A 16,904-nucleotide genomic window follows, 5' to 3' on the forward strand; every position below is an offset into this window, starting at 1 on the left:
GTGTTTAAAAAAATAATATTTTCGATCCTCATCATTTTTCTCGGCGTTTTCGGTGCTAAAGCAAATGATAAACTTACAGTTGTCCTTGATTGGTATCTTAATCCCGATCATGCACCTTTGATTGTTGCCGAACAGATTGGCAGTTTTGAAAAACGCGGACTTGATGTCGAAATAGTCACTCCCTCCGACCCCAATATAGGACCGCGTCTGGTTGCATCCGACAAAGCCGATATTGCTTTATCCTACCAACAGCAACTCTACATTTTTCAGGATGAAGAATTACCGCTGACACGTATAGGAACACTCATTGAAACACCGCTCAATACTGTTTTGGCGCTTCCCGATAGCGGAATTAAAACACCGGCTGATCTCAAAGGCAAAAAGGTCGGGTTTTCTGTGAGCAGTATCGAACCCGTAATCTTGGGAACAATGTTGGAAAATCAGGGTCTCACGATAAAGGATGTCGAGCTTGTAAATGTCAATTTCAATCTTGTAAGCGGGTTGATGTCAAAACAGGTTGATGCAGTCATTGGCGGTTATCGCAATGTGGAAGGCAATGAAATACGCGAACAGGGCGTAGAACCTGTTATTATGAAGGTTGAAGACTATGGTATTCCTCCCTATGACGAACTGATTTTTGTTGCCAAAAATGACTTAAAAAAACATGACGCTTATAAAAAATTCCTCGAAGCCGTTCATGAAGGCCAGCAATATCTGAAAGCTCACCCACAGGAAACATGGGACAATTTTGTAAAAAAATATAAGGAACTTGATACCGATCTCAACAAAAAGATATGGATGGAAACGGTTCCGTTATTCAGCGAAAATCCACTTCATCTCGACAAAGAAAGATATATTTCTTACGGAGCCTATCTTTATAAAAAAGGCATTGTCAAAAAAGAATATCCGCTTGATAGTTTTGCTACCGAATTGAAATAAAAATCAAATGGAAGATCGGGCATGATGGGCGTTCATCATTGCCCGATTTTGTTGTTTTGTAACTGCCTATGCCAATAAGTGACATAGTATTTATTCAAAATAATATTTTATCACCCGAACATCGGGTTATCCCAATATCGGAATACGTGCGCGAATAGCTTCCACATTTCCTAAATTGATGTCGAAGACCATGAGCTCAGCTTCGCTTGCCAGACGTGCGCGCACATTTCCTGTCGGGTCAACAATGGAACTTAGTCCGATGCCAAGGGGTGCTGTTCCCTTTGACGGTTGCCAGGCCTGATCGCAGGCAACAAGCCAAGCTTCAGAATCAGCCGCACGGGCGCGAACCAACAAATCCCACTGCTCGGCTTTCCCGGGACCATCCCCCCAAGAAGCCGGAACGATAATCAATTTTGCGCCTTTTTTCCCCATTGCGGTAAACTGGTCGGCAAACCGCAAATCATAACAAATAGCAAAACCGATCTTGCCGAACACTGTATCGAGAACAAGGTAATCACTTCCCGCTTCAACGAGGTCTGATTCACGTGAACCAAACGCATCATATAAATGAACTTTCTGATAAATGGCCTCAGTATTTCTTCCGGTAATTATCAACTTATTGCGTATGCGTCCGTCATTTGCCGGTTCAAACATACCGGCGACAATCATCATATCATATTTTACGGCATAAGAGCGGATCAATGTTGCAAAAGGGCCCTCAAGCGGTTCTGCCTCATCCTTCAAAGCCGCTTCGAAGGAAACCTGTGCTGCCTCGGGGAAAACCAGTATATCAACTTTCCGAGTGGCTGCCTGTTCAATCATTTTAACGATTTCTGCATTATTTTTTTGTTTGTCAGTACCACTTCTTATTTGTGCCAATCCAATTTTTATGTTTTCACCCATTTGAATTCTCCCTATACTTATCAATATTGTGATTTTATATATTCGTTCGAAACTATAATTAACGTAGCATAATGTACAAGAAATCTTCAGGTCGTGAACGCGCATATTCCCATATACGCAACACCATTTTAACCAATCCCTCTTTCGTTGGAACTTTTCTTAACGAAAGAGAAATTGCCGATAGTTTGGGCATTTCCCGCACACCGGTAAGAGAAGCTTTTATGATGCTTGCCAGTGAAGATCTGATTGATCTGAAGCCTAACCGCGGTGCTTTTGTCGCACCAATGAACGTGCAGCAAGTCAACGATATTTTTCAGGCGCGTGGTGTTGTTGAAAGCTGGAGCGCGGAATATTGCATCTCGCAAAATATCGACCCGACGCCTGTCATGATCAAGGAATTGGAAGACCAGAAACTTATGGCACTTGACGATCCTTATCTTGACTTTATCGAACATGACCGTGCCTTTCATTGTGCCTTGATTGAAGCAACCGGCAACATGGTTTTAAACCAGATGTACGAGCTGCTCCGTGCACGCTATGTAACCTTTGGTGTACGTGCCATCCGCAAAACTGCAAAAAGACGAACCGAAGTGCTAAAAGAACATCAACGTATTATCGATGCGCTTCTCGCCAAAGATGTCAGAAAAGCCAAGAAAGCCATTCTCGAACATCTTGACCGGACACGCCAACATCTCGTTTGATGGAGCTTTATCGGATTTGTTCCTGATAAAACCCCATCCTATTTATTTAAAACGTGGATATGCTGAAACGACCGGTGCCATTTTGGCTTCCGACACCGTTTCGATCTCTGTTTCAGGATCCGCGCGCTTTCCTTGTCATTGCAAGCCCGATCAGCGTCAATACGCATGCAATACCTATATAAAGGCAGATGGCAAAACCGCTCTTGTCAAATGATATAAACCACGCGAGCAATAACGGCGCAATGGCACCACCGACAATACCTGCGAATGTGTAGGCAAGAGAACTCCCCGTATAGCGCAAGCGTGCCGAAAATTGCTCTGCAATCAAGGCAGCCTGCGGGCCATACATCAATGAATGGCATATGAGAGCGCCTGTCACCCCGATGAAGAGACGAACAAAAGTCGGCTCCTCCATCATATAGAAGAACAAAAATGTCCAGATTGCCGCAAGAACTGCCCCGACAGCATAAATGACACGTCGTTCTATTCTGTCAGACAGCCAACCACTAAAGGGGATGAACAACACCTGAATACCGGAAGCAATTGTGACAGATATGATAGCGTCAGAGCGTGGCATTCCCAAATGTTGCGTGGCATAGGCAAGTACAAAAACCGTAAAACAGGCATAAAGAACATCCGGCCCGATGCGTGCAAGAATACCGCCAAAAAGTGCTCTGCTTTCGTATTTGAATACTTCCGAAACCGGCGCATTGGAGCGTTCATTCTTTTCTTCAAGTTTTTTGAAGACAGGGGTTTCTTCAAGTGAATAGCGAACCCACAAACCGAATACGACCAATAGCGCAGAAAGCAGAAAAGCTATTCTCCACCCCCAATCGTTGAATTGGGCAGTAGTCAGGAAAAAAGCCAGAATAGCAAGAACACCGTTTGCCAGCAAATTACCTAAAGGCGGCCCAACTTGCGCCGCAGATGCCCAAAATCCTCTTTGTTCGGGTTTGCTGAATTCGCTGGAGAGAAGAACAGCACCTCCCCATTCACCGCCAACGCCGACACCTTGAGCAAAGCGCAACAGAACAAGAAGTGTCGGAGCAAGATATCCGACAGATGCAAATGTCGGCAAAAGCCCGATGATGAAGGTGGCAATGCCGATCAACAATAACGTCCACACCAATACTTTTTTGCGCCCGACAATATCACCAAGACGCCCAAAAAATATGCCGCCTAACGGACGGGAAATATAGCCTACCGCATAAGTGCCAAAAGCCTTCAAAGTGCCGGCTAGTGAATCTCCTTCAGGGAAAAACAAATGGCCAAAAACCAACGCCGCGCAAGCACCATAAACTGCGAAGTCATACCATTCCAAAGAAGTCCCGCTGAGACTTGCAGCAAATGCTTTAACAAGACTTTTGCGCTTTATTGGTGGTTCCGTTTCTTTTAAAATATTTTCCATTTAAGTTCCCCTTGTTATTGTATGATTTTGGTATACCATAAGTATGCATCATTGATATATAGCAAGTCTACTATTTTTTTGAGGGAGAACGGGATGGGAAGTCTCATTGTATATGTCGTTGGCAGTGGCTTGAAGACTGTCAATGTTGAATGGGTGTTCAACGCCGGATATGCCGGATCAAATAGCGAGGAAGTCCGCCACCATATAGAAGAGCTCGCGGCAATTGGTGTCCCTGCTCCGAAAACGTTTCCGACACTTTATCCTTTAGGCTCTCACGTCGTCTCGCAAGAACATCTTTATCAGGCTCCGCATGATAAAACTTCTGGTGAAGCTGAATGGGCACTCTATATTGGTAAAAATGAAAACGAACATTTATTGATGGCTGCTTGCGATCATACTGATCGCGCGTTGGAAGCCCATGGCGTTGCATGGTCAAAACAATCCGCGCCCGACTTTATCGGCGATCTCGCCTGGCGTTATAGCGAGGTCAAGGATTTGTTTGCCAACTTTACTTTGAAAGCTTGGGTAAAAGACAGACAGGAAGAAAAGCTTATTCAAAACGGCAATGCCGGCCTTCTTATCTCCCCTTCAAAATGGCTGACAAAGCTTGAAAAAGCCGGTCTTGCCCGCCCCGGAACTTTGTTCATGAGCGGTACAATACCGATGAAAAAATCGGTCAACCAGTTTTCAAATCATTGGCGTGTCGAACTTGCCGATCAAAAAGGCAATATCAGTCGCGTTTCTTATGAAATCGAACGCCTCATTGATGCTTGGGAATAGTTTTAAAATGTCTTTCCCGATTACTGTTTTTTGAGTGCTATTTATATCGCGATTATTTCATTCATAACATTCGGGAAAGCGAACTTTGCCACTTATTGTGTGCGCCTTTTTGCCATTTGTTTTTAGGAAAAACCGGAATTTGATAGATAATCATTTGCGTTTTTTTCAAAACGATACGACTTCATTTGGTTTGGAACGAAGATTCCTTCACTGAAGGTGCACTATATGATCTCTACCTGCGCCGATCTCTTCAGCGAACCGGAATAAGCGCCGAAATATCATGAGCTGTTTTTCGCAATTCGGGCAGATAATGTGTCGTCATTTCTTGCAAGCAGTTTTCAACGGCCGGTGCCCCGATATTCAAAGCCGCCACAACTTTCCCCGAAGCAGTTTTTATTGGCACAGCAATAGAACATAACCCGATCTCGAGCTCCTGGTCCATAAGACAAAAACCGTTTTCGGCAACAGTTTCTATTTTTTTCTCGAGTGCTTTCCGGTCAGTACAAGTTTTTACTGTTCTCTGTTCGATATGGCTTGCGTCCAATATTCTTTTGCGCTCGTCTTCAGGCAAGCCTGCAAGCAATACCCGCCCCATAGACGAACACCAGGCTGGAAGCCTGCTGCCGGCAGTCAAATTCACCGACATTATTTTTACCTGTGAAGCACGCGCAATATAAACAATCTCTGTCATATCAAGAATCGACGAAGAAGAACTTTGACCTAATTTGGCCGAAAGCTTGTCAAGAAACGGCTGGATGATGACCGGTAAAGACGCTGACGACAGATAACTATAGCCAAGACGCAATATTTTAGCTGTTAAGGAAAAATACTTCCCGTCATATTTCGCAAAACCGAGTGTACATAGAGTGAGAAGGCAACGCCGGCTTGTTGCGCGATCAAAGCCCGTAATCGTTGCGACATCGGTAATGGAAAGGCGTGCCTTTGCCGAATTGAAGGCTTCAATCACTTTCAAACCTTTGGCAAATCCGCCGACAAAATCCGTTTTAACAGGTGAATGCATTGCGCCCCTTTTGTACAATATATGAACAAATATCTATTATTGAACATTTTATATTGACGCAAGAAGTAAAACGCACTTAGTTTGAAATATGGGAGATAGCGTGGGAGCCTGAAATCCGGACATATACATTTTCAAGAAAATCTAACGGCAAATAAGACAAGTCTTATTTGCCCGGCGGTTAATTCTCGGTGTTTTGTCCGATTTTGTTCCTACTCTACTATAAATTTTCAAGTCAGTAATACTGATGTCATCTTTCGGGAGGCTAAAGATGGACAAATCTATTCCTAACGTCGAGGAAGCTGTGGCTCCGATCAAGGACGGTGCAACCGTAATGATCGGTGGCTTCGGCGGCGCAGGCACGCCGATTGAACTTATTCATGCATTGATAGACAAAAAAGTAACCGGCCTTACCGTTATCAATAATAATGCCGGTAATGGCTATGTCGGCATTGCCGCGATGATTGATGCCGGAATGGTAAAAAAAATGGTGTGTTCTTTTCCCCGTTCCAGTGATCCCCGTGCATTCACCGAAAAATACCTTGCCCGGAAAATCGAATTGGAACTCGTTCCACAAGGCACTCTGGCAGAACGTATACGCGCCGGAGGAGCGGGCATAGCCGCTTTTTACACACCTACATCCTACGGCACAGAACTTGCAATTGGCAAGCCGGTCGCGGAATTTGACGGCCGTTTCTATGTGCAGGAACGCTGGTTAAAGGCCGATTTTGCTTTGGTTAAGGCCAATGTCGGTGATCGTTATGGTAATTTGACCTATCACAAAGCTGCGCGCAATTTTAGCCCGCTTATGTGTATGGCAGCCGAACACACGATCGTTCAGGTGTCAAAATTGGTCGAAGCAGGTGATATCGATCCTGAAAATATCATCACACCGGGAATCTTTGTTGACGATATTGTTGAAGTAACAAATCCGGCTCAGGAAGAAGTACTTATTCACGCGGGGGTAGTCTACAAATGAACACGGATATGTATGAAAAGATCAAGCTATCCAATGCACAGATTGCGTGGCGCGCGGCACAAGATATTGCAGATGGTGCCTATGTCAATCTCGGTATCGGTTTTCCCGAAATGGTGGCCCGTTTCCAACCTAAGGGTCATGAAGCCATATTTCATACTGAAAATGGAATTCTGGGGTTTGGTGAACCGCCACTTCCCGGTCAAGAAGACTGGGATTTGATTAATGCAGGCAAAAAAGCTGTTACTTTGAAGCCCGGCGGTTGTTATTTCCATCATGCCGACAGTTTTGCCATGGTGCGGGGCGGTCATCTTGATGTGGCAATCCTTGGTGCTTATCAGGTTGCAGAAAATGGAGACCTTGCCAATTGGCGTGTCGGCTCGAAAGGTGTTCCTGCTGTGGGAGGCGCTATGGATCTCGTGCATGGAGCCAGGAAGGTCTGCGTTGTCACAGAACACATAACCAAAAAGGGTGATCCGAAGCTCGTTGAAAAATGCACTTTTCCGCTAACGGGTCTTAATTGCGTGACACGGGTTTATACGAGCCATGCAGTCATCGACATTGTCGACCGGCATTTTGTGTTACGCGAAAAATTGGCTTCGCTCAGTTTTGACGACTTACAAGCAATAACCGGCGCCAAACTTCATATTGATGGACCCGTAACAGATCTGGTTGTACCAGTTATCGAGGAGGAAAAATGACCGAAGCTTTTATCTGTGACTACATACGAACACCAATCGGCCGTTTTGGCGGCGCGCTTGCTCCTGTTCGCGCCGATGATCTGGCCGCCATTTCTCTCAAAGCAATTGTCGAACGGAACAAGACCATTGATTGGGAAGCTGTTGATGATGTTTTGATGGGCTGCGCCAATCAGGCCGGTGAGGATAACCGCAATGTTGCAAGAATGGCATTGCTTCTGGCAGGACTTCCCTATTCAATATCCGGAGCGACAATCAACCGTCTCTGCGGTTCCGGGCTTGATGCAATCCAGACCGCCGCCCGTGCGATCAAAACGGGAGAAGCCGAACTTATGATTGCCGGCGGTGTAGAAAGCATGTCGCGGGCACCTTTTGTCTTGCCGAAAGCTGAAAAAGCGTTTTCACGTTCCGCGGAAATCTTTGACACAACGATTGGATGGCGTTTTGTCAACCCATTGATGAAAGCCCAATATGGCGTCGATTCAATGCCGGAAACAGGTGACAATGTCGCCATTGATTTCAACATTTCACGTGAAGATCAGGATAAATTCGCACTGCGTAGCCAGCAGAAGACCGCAGCGGCACAAAAAAATGGCCGCCTTGCCAAGGAAATCATTCCCGTTACAATAAAACAGCGTAAAGGTGACCCGATTATTGTCGATAAAGACGAACATCCGCGTTCGACCAGCATGGAAGCTCTTTCAGGTTTGCGTGTCATCAATAAAAGAGAGGGCGCTACGGTGACAGCCGGTAATGCATCGGGAGTGAATGATGGCGCAGCCGCACTCATCATCGCATCCGAAAAGGCAGTAAAAAAATATAATCTCGAACCGGTTGCACGTATTATAGCCGGCGCTACCGCCGGTGTTGAACCGCGTATTATGGGAATTGGCCCGGCAGCCGCAACAAAAAAATTGTGCCGTCATCTCGGCCTGACACCTCGGGATTTCGACGTTATAGAACTCAACGAAGCTTTTGCCAGTCAGGCACTTGCGACATTGCGCGATCTCGGAATCAAAGACGACGCCGAAAATGTAAACCCGAATGGTGGAGCCATTGCGCTTGGCCACCCGCTCGGCATGTCCGGAGCACGTATCGGAGGCACTGCTGCACTGCAGTTGAAACTGACACAAGGCAGATATGCACTGGCGACTATGTGTATCGGTGTCGGGCAAGGAATTGCTGTCGCGTTTGAACGCGCCTGACATAAAGCTTTACTGAAATTCTGGCAACGTCTCATTGGTCGCTTGTGGTCAGACAAACTTTTTATACTTATTGGAAGAGATAAATATGTCAACATCGAGGTGGAAAAAGCGCCCTGACGGTGCAAACTGGGGTGATTTTGGCCCTGACGATCAATTGGGTTGTCTTAATTATCTTACGCCGCAAAAAGTAAAAGAAGGTATAGCAGAAGTTAAAGAGGGTTTAAGTTTTTCTCTAAGTCTTCCCCTCGATTATCCGGGAGGAGAAAAACTTAATCCTAATCGTCATCCGCCTATTTTGCGGCCTTTATTACGTCAGAACCGCGTCAACTATAATTGCGAAATGGATAAACTTGTTCCAGGAAAGTCTGACGTTCTAAGTGACGATATGGTTATACTTTCTCTGCAATATTCGACACAATGGGACGGGTTGGCGCATGCCGGTTCGTTATTCGATACGCAAGGTGACGGTATCAGGCGACCCGTTTACTATAACGGATTTGCTGCCGGTAAAGATATTGTCGGGCCCGAACAAATAAGGGATACCGGTATTCCGGCCAATTTTGACAATGCGAGTACCTCATCGGCACATGCATTGGGCATTGAAAAAATGTCACGTAAGGCTGTTCAGGGACGCGCTGTTATGCTGGATTTACGTGCACATTTCGGAGATGCCCGTAAACTTGTTACCTATTCCGATATTATGGAAATATTGGACAAAGACAAAATCGAAGTGACAAAGGGCGACATATTGTGCCTTCATAGTGGCTTTGCCGATCTTGTATTAAAAATGAATCGTAACCCCGACAAAGAAAAGCTTGAAAAGAGTTCAGCTGTTCTTGATGGAAGCGATGAAAAACTTCTCGAATGGTTGACCGACACAAAAATCGCAGCACTTGCTGCGGATAATTATGCTGTAGAGGCGTTTCCGGCACGCAAAGGGGAACATAGCTGCGCACTGCTGCCGTTACATGAGCACTGTTTGTTCAAAATTGGTCTCCACCTCGGAGAATTATGGAATTTAACACCACTTGCCAACTAGTTGCGCAATCATAAAAGATATCGCTTTCTTTTGACAGCGCCACCTCTTGATCTACTCGGTGCAATCGCATCCCCCCTCACACCTGTTGCCACTGTCTGAGGAGAGTTTTCAGTAAACAGTATTCGAACTCATTTCACCAAAGCGATGTCTTCTTCGAGTTATCCGGCGTGTTAATGAAAGACTTAGGAAAAACAAATGACAACAAAACAACGTATTCTCATAACTGGCGGCGCTAACGGAATTGGTGCTGCCATTGCCCGACGGTCAATTGAGGACGGCTATCAACCGGTTATTATTGACAGAACCGGCGACGGCATCATTGCCGATCTTTCCAACCCTGATGAGACAGAACAAGCTTTAAAGACTGCATTGGCACAAGGCCCTATCACACGTCTTGTCAACAATGTCGGTGTCGTCCGTCCGGCGAGTGCGGAAACCCAAACCTTAGACGATTTGAATCTCGTCTTGTCGCTTAATTTGCGTTGTGCCATGCAATGTATGCAAGCTTTAGTTCCTTCCATGAAGGAAGCGGGCTTCGGCCGAATTGTCAACATTTCATCTCGCGCTGCATTGGGAAAAGAGTTGCGCACTGCCTATGCCGCAACAAAAGCGGGGCTTATCGGAATGACAAGAGTTTGGGCCTTGGAACTGGGTAAATTCGGTATTACGTCCAATGCAATCGGCCCCGGCCCCATCAAAACGGAATTGTTCCAGAAGGCAAATCCAGACGATTCACCGCGCACAAAAGCTATCATCAACTCCATTCCCGTTAAACGTATCGGTTTACCTGAAGATGTCGCACAAGCTGTTTCTTTCATGCTGGCCGAGCAGAGCGGTTTTGTCACAGGACAAACGCTTTATGTCTGTGGTGGCATGACTGTTGGTGTGGCACCCCTATGAAGGGCACGTAGAAAACAATGAGAGTGTCAATTGCACTGTCGCAATAGATTTGTTTTCTAAATATAATCTATTGCCATGGAGAGAACAACGATATTGACATCCCGTTTTCGGATTTATGGTTGCAAGCAGTTGAGAAAATCGGATTTTTCAAATTAAAACTGTATAACAATATATTGGTATGATTTTATAAAAAATAAAAATTTTTTTATTTGTGTATATTTAATATACTATATTATTTTATTTTTTATTATAAAATATTAAAGTATTATTTCTTCTTATATAATAAATTTTGGAAGTTTTATAAATATATATAAATTATTTTTAATATTATCTTCCTTTAAAATATTTCACAAAATTCAACGGTTCTATCATTAAAAGCGGAGGCTTCGTTAAACAACGATGTAAAATATGAACAAAATAACCAAATTTTTTACTGAATTGATGCGCCAATATCTTCCCGATCCATTTGTATTTGCCATTCTTTTAACGTTGCTTACGATGCTGTTAGCCATATTGGTCGAGTGGCAAGCACCATCCGATATGATTTTAAGTTGGGGAAACGGCTTTTGGAAACTGCTAAGTTTCACAACTCAAATGGCTGTTATTTTAGCTATGGGATATGTGCTGGCAGGCGCCACAATTGTCGACCGTTTTCTCGATAAAATCGTCAGTTGTGTGCATTCACCGCGCCAGGCAATTATTGTTGCAACTTTGGTAGGAGCCGTCGGAAGTTACCTGAATTGGGGATTTGGGCTGGTTATCGGCGGCATTGTCGCAAAAAAAACTCGCACACAATGTTCGCGGTGTTCATTATCCGCTCATTATTGCATCAGCCTATAGCGGTTTTACACTTTACGGGCTCGGACTATCTGCAACTATACCTATTTTAATATCGACAGAAGGTCACGCATTACAAGGGCAGATGGGTATCATTTCATTGAAAGAAACCATATTTTCTATCCCCATGCTGGTTACAGCACTCATTGTCATAATAACCTTGCCTATTCTTAATGCATCCCTTCATCCAAAAAATAAAGACGATATTGTGGAGTACAAAGATCCGGAAAACATCGTTACAGATAATAAATCCGAAATCGAACTGGTAGCGGAACATGATACTTTTGCCGCAAAACTGAACAATAGCCATTTTATCAGCTATTTGATCGGCTTGATTGGCATGTTTTACTTTGTCGGTTATTTTGTAAAAGGTGGGGCGCTGGATCTCAACATCATCAACTACTTTATTCTGTTTATCGGCATTATTCTTCTCGGTACACCCGCAAATTACGTCACAAAGCTCAATGAGGGGATAAAAACCATCGGAGGTATCATCCTGCAGTTTCCTTTTTACGCGGGCATTATGGCAATTATGGATGCTTCCGGGCTAGTAAAATCCATTGCAGAACTTTTCGTGCATATTTCAACACCCGATACATTGCCATTCTGGGGGCTTATCAGTTCCTATTTTGTTAATTTTTTTGCCCCCTCCGCCGGTGGTCATTGGGTTGTACAGGGACCGTTCATGATTGACGCTGCACGATCAATGAATGCATCTGTTGCTCAAACTTCAATGGCAGTCATGTTGGGAAATGCATGGAATGATCTGATACAGCCATTCTGGATTTTGCCGGCGCTTGCTATTTCTAAATTAAAATTGCAAAACATCATAGGATATACAGTGGTCATGATGATTTGGGTCGGCATCATTTACATGGCTTCAGTGCTGATTTGTCCACATCTTCTCTAACCGCTGTTTCAACATTTCAAAGACAGCTTTATGCTGTCTTTATTTCACTGTTTAAAAATGCCGGAATTCAACTCTCGAATTCCGGTATTTTTCAAGTTTCTATAACTTACCCGATATTTTATTTTTTAAATGGAAATAAAGTGGAATAAAAATATACCAATTTTTTGATACACGCATAAATCAATCGTAGTCTCGGGTTCTTTTATGCATGGTTGAAATATTGTTCAAAAACCTATGATGATAGACTACTCCATTTTCTAATTTAAAGTCGTATCAAGTGATTGGCGTAAAACTTCTGCAACATCCGATTTTTCCGGCTTATATAAAAGCAGATATTCAATATCCGGCAAACTTGGGAGATTATATAAATGTGTATAATCTTTTAAACTGTCATCCATCGAATTTTTGTTAAGACATCCGATTCCCAAACCGGCTTTGATTGCCAATTGTAAACTCGCAACATTCGACGCAGTATGTGTTAATCCATAAGGAACCGAACTATCGGAGAGAAGTTGAAGGGCGGCCTTTTGTATGAGGCAACCTTTTTTCATACCGATCAGCGGCAATACCTCACCGGTTGAAAACCTCTTCTTTGCAGCACCTGCCCAATATAACGGCTCGCGTTTTATAATGACCCTATCCGGATAAGCCGGTAACGGTGTACCGATAAGATGTGTCAGGATTATTATATCGAAACCGTCAAGATTGTTGTCGTGGATAAGCGCATTTGACCCGCTTTTGAATGTAAGGCTCAATTGTATTTTCGGACGAGCTCCTGTCAACATTTCCAAAGCTCGAGCAACTTTTTCAGGCATGAGATAATCTGTAATAGAAATAGAAATGTTTTCGGTTGCGGCAACATTGTGCATATCAGCAAGTGCCAAACGGTTAAGTTTCAAAATAGCAAGAGCATGTTTTTGCAACTTCTCGCCATCAATTGTTGGACGTGTTCCTTTTTTGCCCCTTTCCAGCAGTTGACAGCCACAAACAAGTTCAAGTTTTTGCATTTGCTCTGTCAATGCCGACTGAGAACGGTAAAGACGTTCAGATGCTTTCAGAAAGCTTCCTGTTTCCAAAATCGTAATAAAAGTCGTTAGCAAATCGGGATCGAGATTTTGCATATACCCACCTTTTTGTAATTCGGAAAAACCGAATTATTTTATAAAAAAATCCTGTTATATTTATATTTAATCCAGTGCTACGCATTTCACAACTAAAAAAGCGGAGCTAAATAATGAGTGAAAAAGCTTTCATAAACAACGGGGTCCATTCAAACAGTCACAAATGGAAAGTGCTGTTTACATGTGCATTGGCAAATACATGTTTTACATTTGTAATTGGCGGTGTTCCGGCCGCAGCTCTCCTTTTACGAGATGATTATCAAATTTCCACGCCGGTATTAGGCATGCTTATGGGAATTGTCGGAATAGGCATAGCTTTTGGTGAAGTTCCTTGGGGAATGCTCACAGACCGGCTGGGTGACCGGCCTATTCTTATAACCGGTCTGACGACGACCGCAGTTGTCCTCATCCTGACAGCCATCATAATAAATGTCGTTCCGATTGTTTATGCTCCTGTAACATTGTTCATCGGGCTACTCATCATCGGCCTTTCAGGGGGCAGCCTGAATGGTTCGAGTGGACGAGCTATTATGCAATGGTTCGACAAAGATGAACGTGGATTTGCGATGGGTGTCAGACAGACTGCTGTTCCGCTCGGCTATGCCTTGGGAGCAGTCTTTTTCCCTCTCGTTTCATATAAATCAAGTTTTGTCTGGTCACTTTATATCTCGGCCTTATTTTGCATTATCTTTGCCTTTTTAACTTATCTTTGGGTTGTTGATATTGACCAGGGAAAAAGCACCGAAGCAAACGGAACAACCAAGAAAACCGAATCCGTTAACCATGTTTTCAAACAGTTGGCCATATGGCGTATTGTCATAGCTATTGGCCTTTTGTGCGCACCGCAATTTGCGTTGATGACTTTTACAATGCTTTTCTTACATGACTTCGCCCATATCAATATTGAATATATCAGCGCGATACTGTTCTTTATCCAGATAAGTGCCGGTTTCACACGTATTTCCGGCGGCTATTATACTGACAAGAAAAACAATCGCGTAGGCTTTCTAAAAACGGTAACGATATTAAGTGCACTCGCGTTTTTTGTTCTTACGTTGCTTACCTTTTTCTATGGAGCGACTCCATCGACGCATCTGTCGTGGGCTTTGGTTGCCGCAGTTCTCGTTGCCGGCGTCTTCATATTATCTTGGCAAGGTGTTGGCATGACCGAATTGGCATCAATGGCAGGCCCGAAAAGCGTTGCAACAGCGATGGCAATGGCAAATACTGCAACCTTCTTTATATTGTTCGCAACCCCGACAATTATACCGTGGATACTGAACGCAACATCCTGGACAGGTGTTTGGGGCGTTATGACACTTGTCTGTGTCGGAATGTTTTTTCTGTTCTAAGTAAGGCTTCAAGTGAAAATTTTCTAACGAAAAATGCTCTATTCATAAATCTCCATTGACCAATGCTGTGTAATATACAAGACGACTTTTTTTAAAATTTTGATGTCAATAATTCTACTATGCTAAAACTGTTTTATATATTTGAAGTAGGTAATGATTTTCAAATAAAGGAGTTTCGAAATTGGTCAATGAAGAACATATGGGCAGTGTAATATTTGATGGAAAGGAATTTCCTGCCGCACTTCATCTAACCGACGAAAAAATTTCCGTTAACATATCGGGGCTGTTGATTATCAATGAAAAAGATCTATCCAAAAGTGATTGGCCAAAATCGGTGGCTCCGAGCGAAATTGAATTACTGAATTTCAAATCATCTATCGGCTCATCCACCAGCTTGTTTTCATTGTATAAACTTCATGAAGAAAATGCGAATTTCGATTTTTCAGGCCGATCCGACACAAGATTTCATATAGGCTTTGCATTCAAAGGAGCAAACTTCAAAAATTTCGACGAAATATGTTCGGATAATTGGAAAATTGATATTGAAGATATTGATAAAATTCACAATTGGCCAAAGTTTGAATCCCCTTTTGATCACGGGGACCCCGGAAAATTATCAACAAACAATCAGGAGAACACTCTTGCACCCTCTGTTTTTATTAATTGCCCAAGTTGCGACATGAAATTAGAACTTTGGCGATCTTTATCTTTCAAAAAGTTATCACGCAACGAACTATTGAGCACCTATAGTTATCCCATTATTTTACATTTTACGAAGCCCGTCGATTTCAATTTTGCTTTGAATAAAATTTACAGCGTCCGAAAGTTTTTTTCATTCCTTTTCGGACGCATTCTTGATATCAACAGCATCTCCACGGAGATAGATAACGACGATATACACGCAACAGTCGACGTATACGGTTTCAGAAAAATACTGCGCTCTAAAAAGCCATCGAATTCCATTGTCCATTTGAATAATATTTCCGAATTATCACCGCTTCTTGATAAATGGCTTGAAATCGAAGAAAATATTAAATTAGCTGTCAATCTCCATTATCAAGGACTGGAACTTAAGCAATTGAATCTCTCTTTACAGTTTCAGTTTTTTATACAAGCTATTGAAGCACTGCACCGAAAAACTGTTTGTTCAGAGAAACGAAAAGACATCAATACCGACAAAATATACAGCACATTGCGACAAGCGGATGTCCCTAAGGATATTTGTGACCGTATCAAAAGCATGCTTGCTCACATAAATGAACCTGGGCTTAGAACGCGGTTGAAATCTTATTGGGATATATTTTCCGAAGAACTTAACGATGCATTTCCTGCTATCAAGAAAAACGATATTATAAACAAAGTGGTTGAGACAAGAAATTATTATGCCCATCGTCCCGATAAGTTAGAAAATATCTTGACCGGTTACGAGCTTTTAAGCGCCGTAAACATTGTTAAGATGATCTCCCATCTCGCAATCTTGAAAGAGATAGGTGTCGACACAAAAGGATTTGGTAAAATTATGAAGAAAGAACGTTTTATCTATTGATGTTATCCCCTACATCCCCCAACGAGATAAATTTTCTAACGCAGTTTTCTTTTTAACGACGCTTGGAAATATAACATTCAGGAACTCCGCCTTTATGATCAACTGCTCGCCATAGATAATGTCGCCCCCATTAATCTCGACGAAGATTTTATCCGAATGCCACTGCCAATTCGTGTGTTGGTTTTTACGTTTCTTTCGTATTGAACAAGCTATTCATCTGGCAAAAGAGAAAACTGATAATGACTGTTTCAAGGGAAATATCTATATCTCAATCATGTAATATATCTTCAACTTGGCGAAAGCGGAGTTGATATAGAGCGTAAAAAATACGGCAAAACGAATGCTTTTCGGGTTCAGTTTTGAAATATTTGAATGGATTTATCGTACTCATGGCGTGAAAATATCGCGCCATGATCAAATTTAAAAATTACTCTGACAATGTCCTTACCTATAAAGGTTGTTTAGAACTTGGCTCTAAAGCCCACTGTTCCATTAAGTGAGTAGCTGTCACCAAAGTCATTAAAGCTTGAACGTGCAGCAACTTCACCATAGAGCGCGTATTTGTCATCTT

The 16,904-nt window shown here is 43.1% G+C and carries 16 protein-coding genes; 12 read left to right on the forward strand and 4 right to left on the reverse strand.

Going from position 1 to position 16,904, the window contains the following annotated elements; genetic code table 11:
• Entirely contained in the window at positions 1-939 is a 939-nt protein-coding gene (locus H3V12_RS06595) for an ABC transporter substrate-binding protein (RefSeq protein WP_343211547.1), read from the forward strand.
• A gap of 126 nt (positions 940-1,065) precedes the next feature.
• Here H3V12_RS06595 and H3V12_RS06600 read toward each other — a convergent pair whose 3' ends face one another.
• Entirely contained in the window at positions 1,066-1,842 is a 777-nt protein-coding gene (locus tag H3V12_RS06600) for a nitrilase-related carbon-nitrogen hydrolase (protein ID WP_075915162.1), read from the reverse strand.
• Positions 1,843-1,913: 71 nt separating this feature from the next.
• Here H3V12_RS06600 and H3V12_RS06605 point away from each other — a divergent pair, with 71 nt between their 5' ends.
• Positions 1,914-2,543 carry a GntR family transcriptional regulator gene (locus H3V12_RS06605; RefSeq protein ID WP_198213663.1) on the forward strand — a complete coding sequence of 210 codons (630 nt, stop codon included), beginning with the start codon at positions 1,914-1,916 and terminating at the stop codon, positions 2,541-2,543.
• A 112-nt stretch (positions 2,544-2,655) separates the two neighbouring features.
• Here the strand turns inward: H3V12_RS06605 and H3V12_RS06610 are convergent, their stop codons facing one another.
• On the reverse strand, positions 2,656-3,951 hold the full coding sequence (locus tag H3V12_RS06610) for an MFS transporter (RefSeq protein ID WP_198213665.1): 1,296 nt from the start codon (positions 3,949-3,951) through the stop codon (positions 2,656-2,658).
• A 93-nt stretch (positions 3,952-4,044) separates the two neighbouring features.
• Here H3V12_RS06610 and H3V12_RS06615 point away from each other — a divergent pair, with 93 nt between their 5' ends.
• On the forward strand, positions 4,045-4,731 hold the full coding sequence (locus H3V12_RS06615; protein ID WP_198213667.1) for a DUF2848 family protein: 687 nt from the start codon (positions 4,045-4,047) through the stop codon (positions 4,729-4,731).
• Positions 4,732-4,981: 250 nt separating this feature from the next.
• On the opposite strand, the gene H3V12_RS06620 is transcribed toward H3V12_RS06615, so the two are convergent.
• On the reverse strand, positions 4,982-5,752 hold the full coding sequence (locus tag H3V12_RS06620) for an IclR family transcriptional regulator C-terminal domain-containing protein (protein ID WP_198213669.1): 771 nt from the start codon (positions 5,750-5,752) through the stop codon (positions 4,982-4,984).
• Positions 5,753-6,020: 268 nt separating this feature from the next.
• On the opposite strand from H3V12_RS06620, the gene H3V12_RS06625 reads away from it, so the two are divergent.
• From H3V12_RS06625 to H3V12_RS06655, 7 genes are all read left to right on the forward strand, one after another.
• Positions 6,021-6,728, forward strand: a complete 708-nt coding sequence (locus H3V12_RS06625) for a 3-oxoacid CoA-transferase subunit A (protein WP_198213671.1) — start codon at positions 6,021-6,023, stop codon at positions 6,726-6,728.
• Positions 6,725-7,426 (forward strand): 3-oxoacid CoA-transferase subunit B, encoded by a 702-nt coding sequence (locus H3V12_RS06630; protein ID WP_198213673.1) that lies wholly within the window; start codon positions 6,725-6,727, stop codon positions 7,424-7,426. The genes H3V12_RS06625 and H3V12_RS06630 overlap by 4 nt, the downstream gene beginning before the upstream one ends.
• Positions 7,423-8,628: a 3-oxoadipyl-CoA thiolase gene (gene pcaF, locus H3V12_RS06635; protein ID WP_198213675.1), complete on the forward strand. Its 1,206-nt coding sequence runs from the start codon at positions 7,423-7,425 to the stop codon at positions 8,626-8,628. Before H3V12_RS06630 ends, pcaF begins: the two co-directional genes overlap by 4 nt.
• Positions 8,629-8,713: 85 nt before the next feature.
• A complete protein-coding gene (locus H3V12_RS06640; RefSeq protein ID WP_246787494.1) occupies positions 8,714-9,667 on the forward strand; it encodes a cyclase family protein in 954 nt (317 codons plus the stop codon).
• A gap of 195 nt (positions 9,668-9,862) precedes the next feature.
• Positions 9,863-10,567, forward strand: coding sequence for an SDR family oxidoreductase (locus H3V12_RS06645; protein ID WP_198213677.1), 705 nt, complete (start codon positions 9,863-9,865; stop codon positions 10,565-10,567).
• Positions 10,568-10,975: 408 nt separating this feature from the next.
• Positions 10,976-11,407 carry a TIGR00366 family protein gene (locus tag H3V12_RS11270; RefSeq protein ID WP_198213678.1) on the forward strand — a complete coding sequence of 144 codons (432 nt, stop codon included), beginning with the start codon at positions 10,976-10,978 and terminating at the stop codon, positions 11,405-11,407.
• Complete coding sequence (locus H3V12_RS06655) at positions 11,337-12,314, forward strand: TIGR00366 family protein (protein WP_198213680.1); 978 nt, start codon at positions 11,337-11,339, stop codon at positions 12,312-12,314. Before H3V12_RS11270 ends, H3V12_RS06655 begins: the two co-directional genes overlap by 71 nt.
• A 257-nt stretch (positions 12,315-12,571) precedes the next feature.
• On the opposite strand, the gene H3V12_RS06660 is transcribed toward H3V12_RS06655, so the two are convergent.
• Positions 12,572-13,435 carry a LysR family transcriptional regulator gene (locus tag H3V12_RS06660; RefSeq protein ID WP_198213682.1) on the reverse strand — a complete coding sequence of 288 codons (864 nt, stop codon included), beginning with the start codon at positions 13,433-13,435 and terminating at the stop codon, positions 12,572-12,574.
• 113 nt (positions 13,436-13,548) lie between these two features.
• Between H3V12_RS06660 and H3V12_RS06665 the strand changes: the two genes are divergently transcribed.
• Together H3V12_RS06665 and H3V12_RS06670 are read left to right on the forward strand one after the other, a co-directional pair.
• Positions 13,549-14,787 (forward strand): MFS transporter, encoded by a 1,239-nt coding sequence (locus H3V12_RS06665; protein WP_198213684.1) that lies wholly within the window; start codon positions 13,549-13,551, stop codon positions 14,785-14,787.
• A 181-nt stretch (positions 14,788-14,968) separates the two neighbouring features.
• On the forward strand, positions 14,969-16,333 hold the full coding sequence (locus H3V12_RS06670; RefSeq protein ID WP_198213686.1) for a HEPN domain-containing protein: 1,365 nt from the start codon (positions 14,969-14,971) through the stop codon (positions 16,331-16,333).
• Positions 16,334-16,904: the final 571 nt, after the last annotated feature.

Source organism: Bartonella sp. W8167 (genome assembly GCF_016100335.1).
Lineage (GTDB): Bacteria > Pseudomonadota > Alphaproteobacteria > Rhizobiales > Rhizobiaceae > Bartonella > Bartonella apis.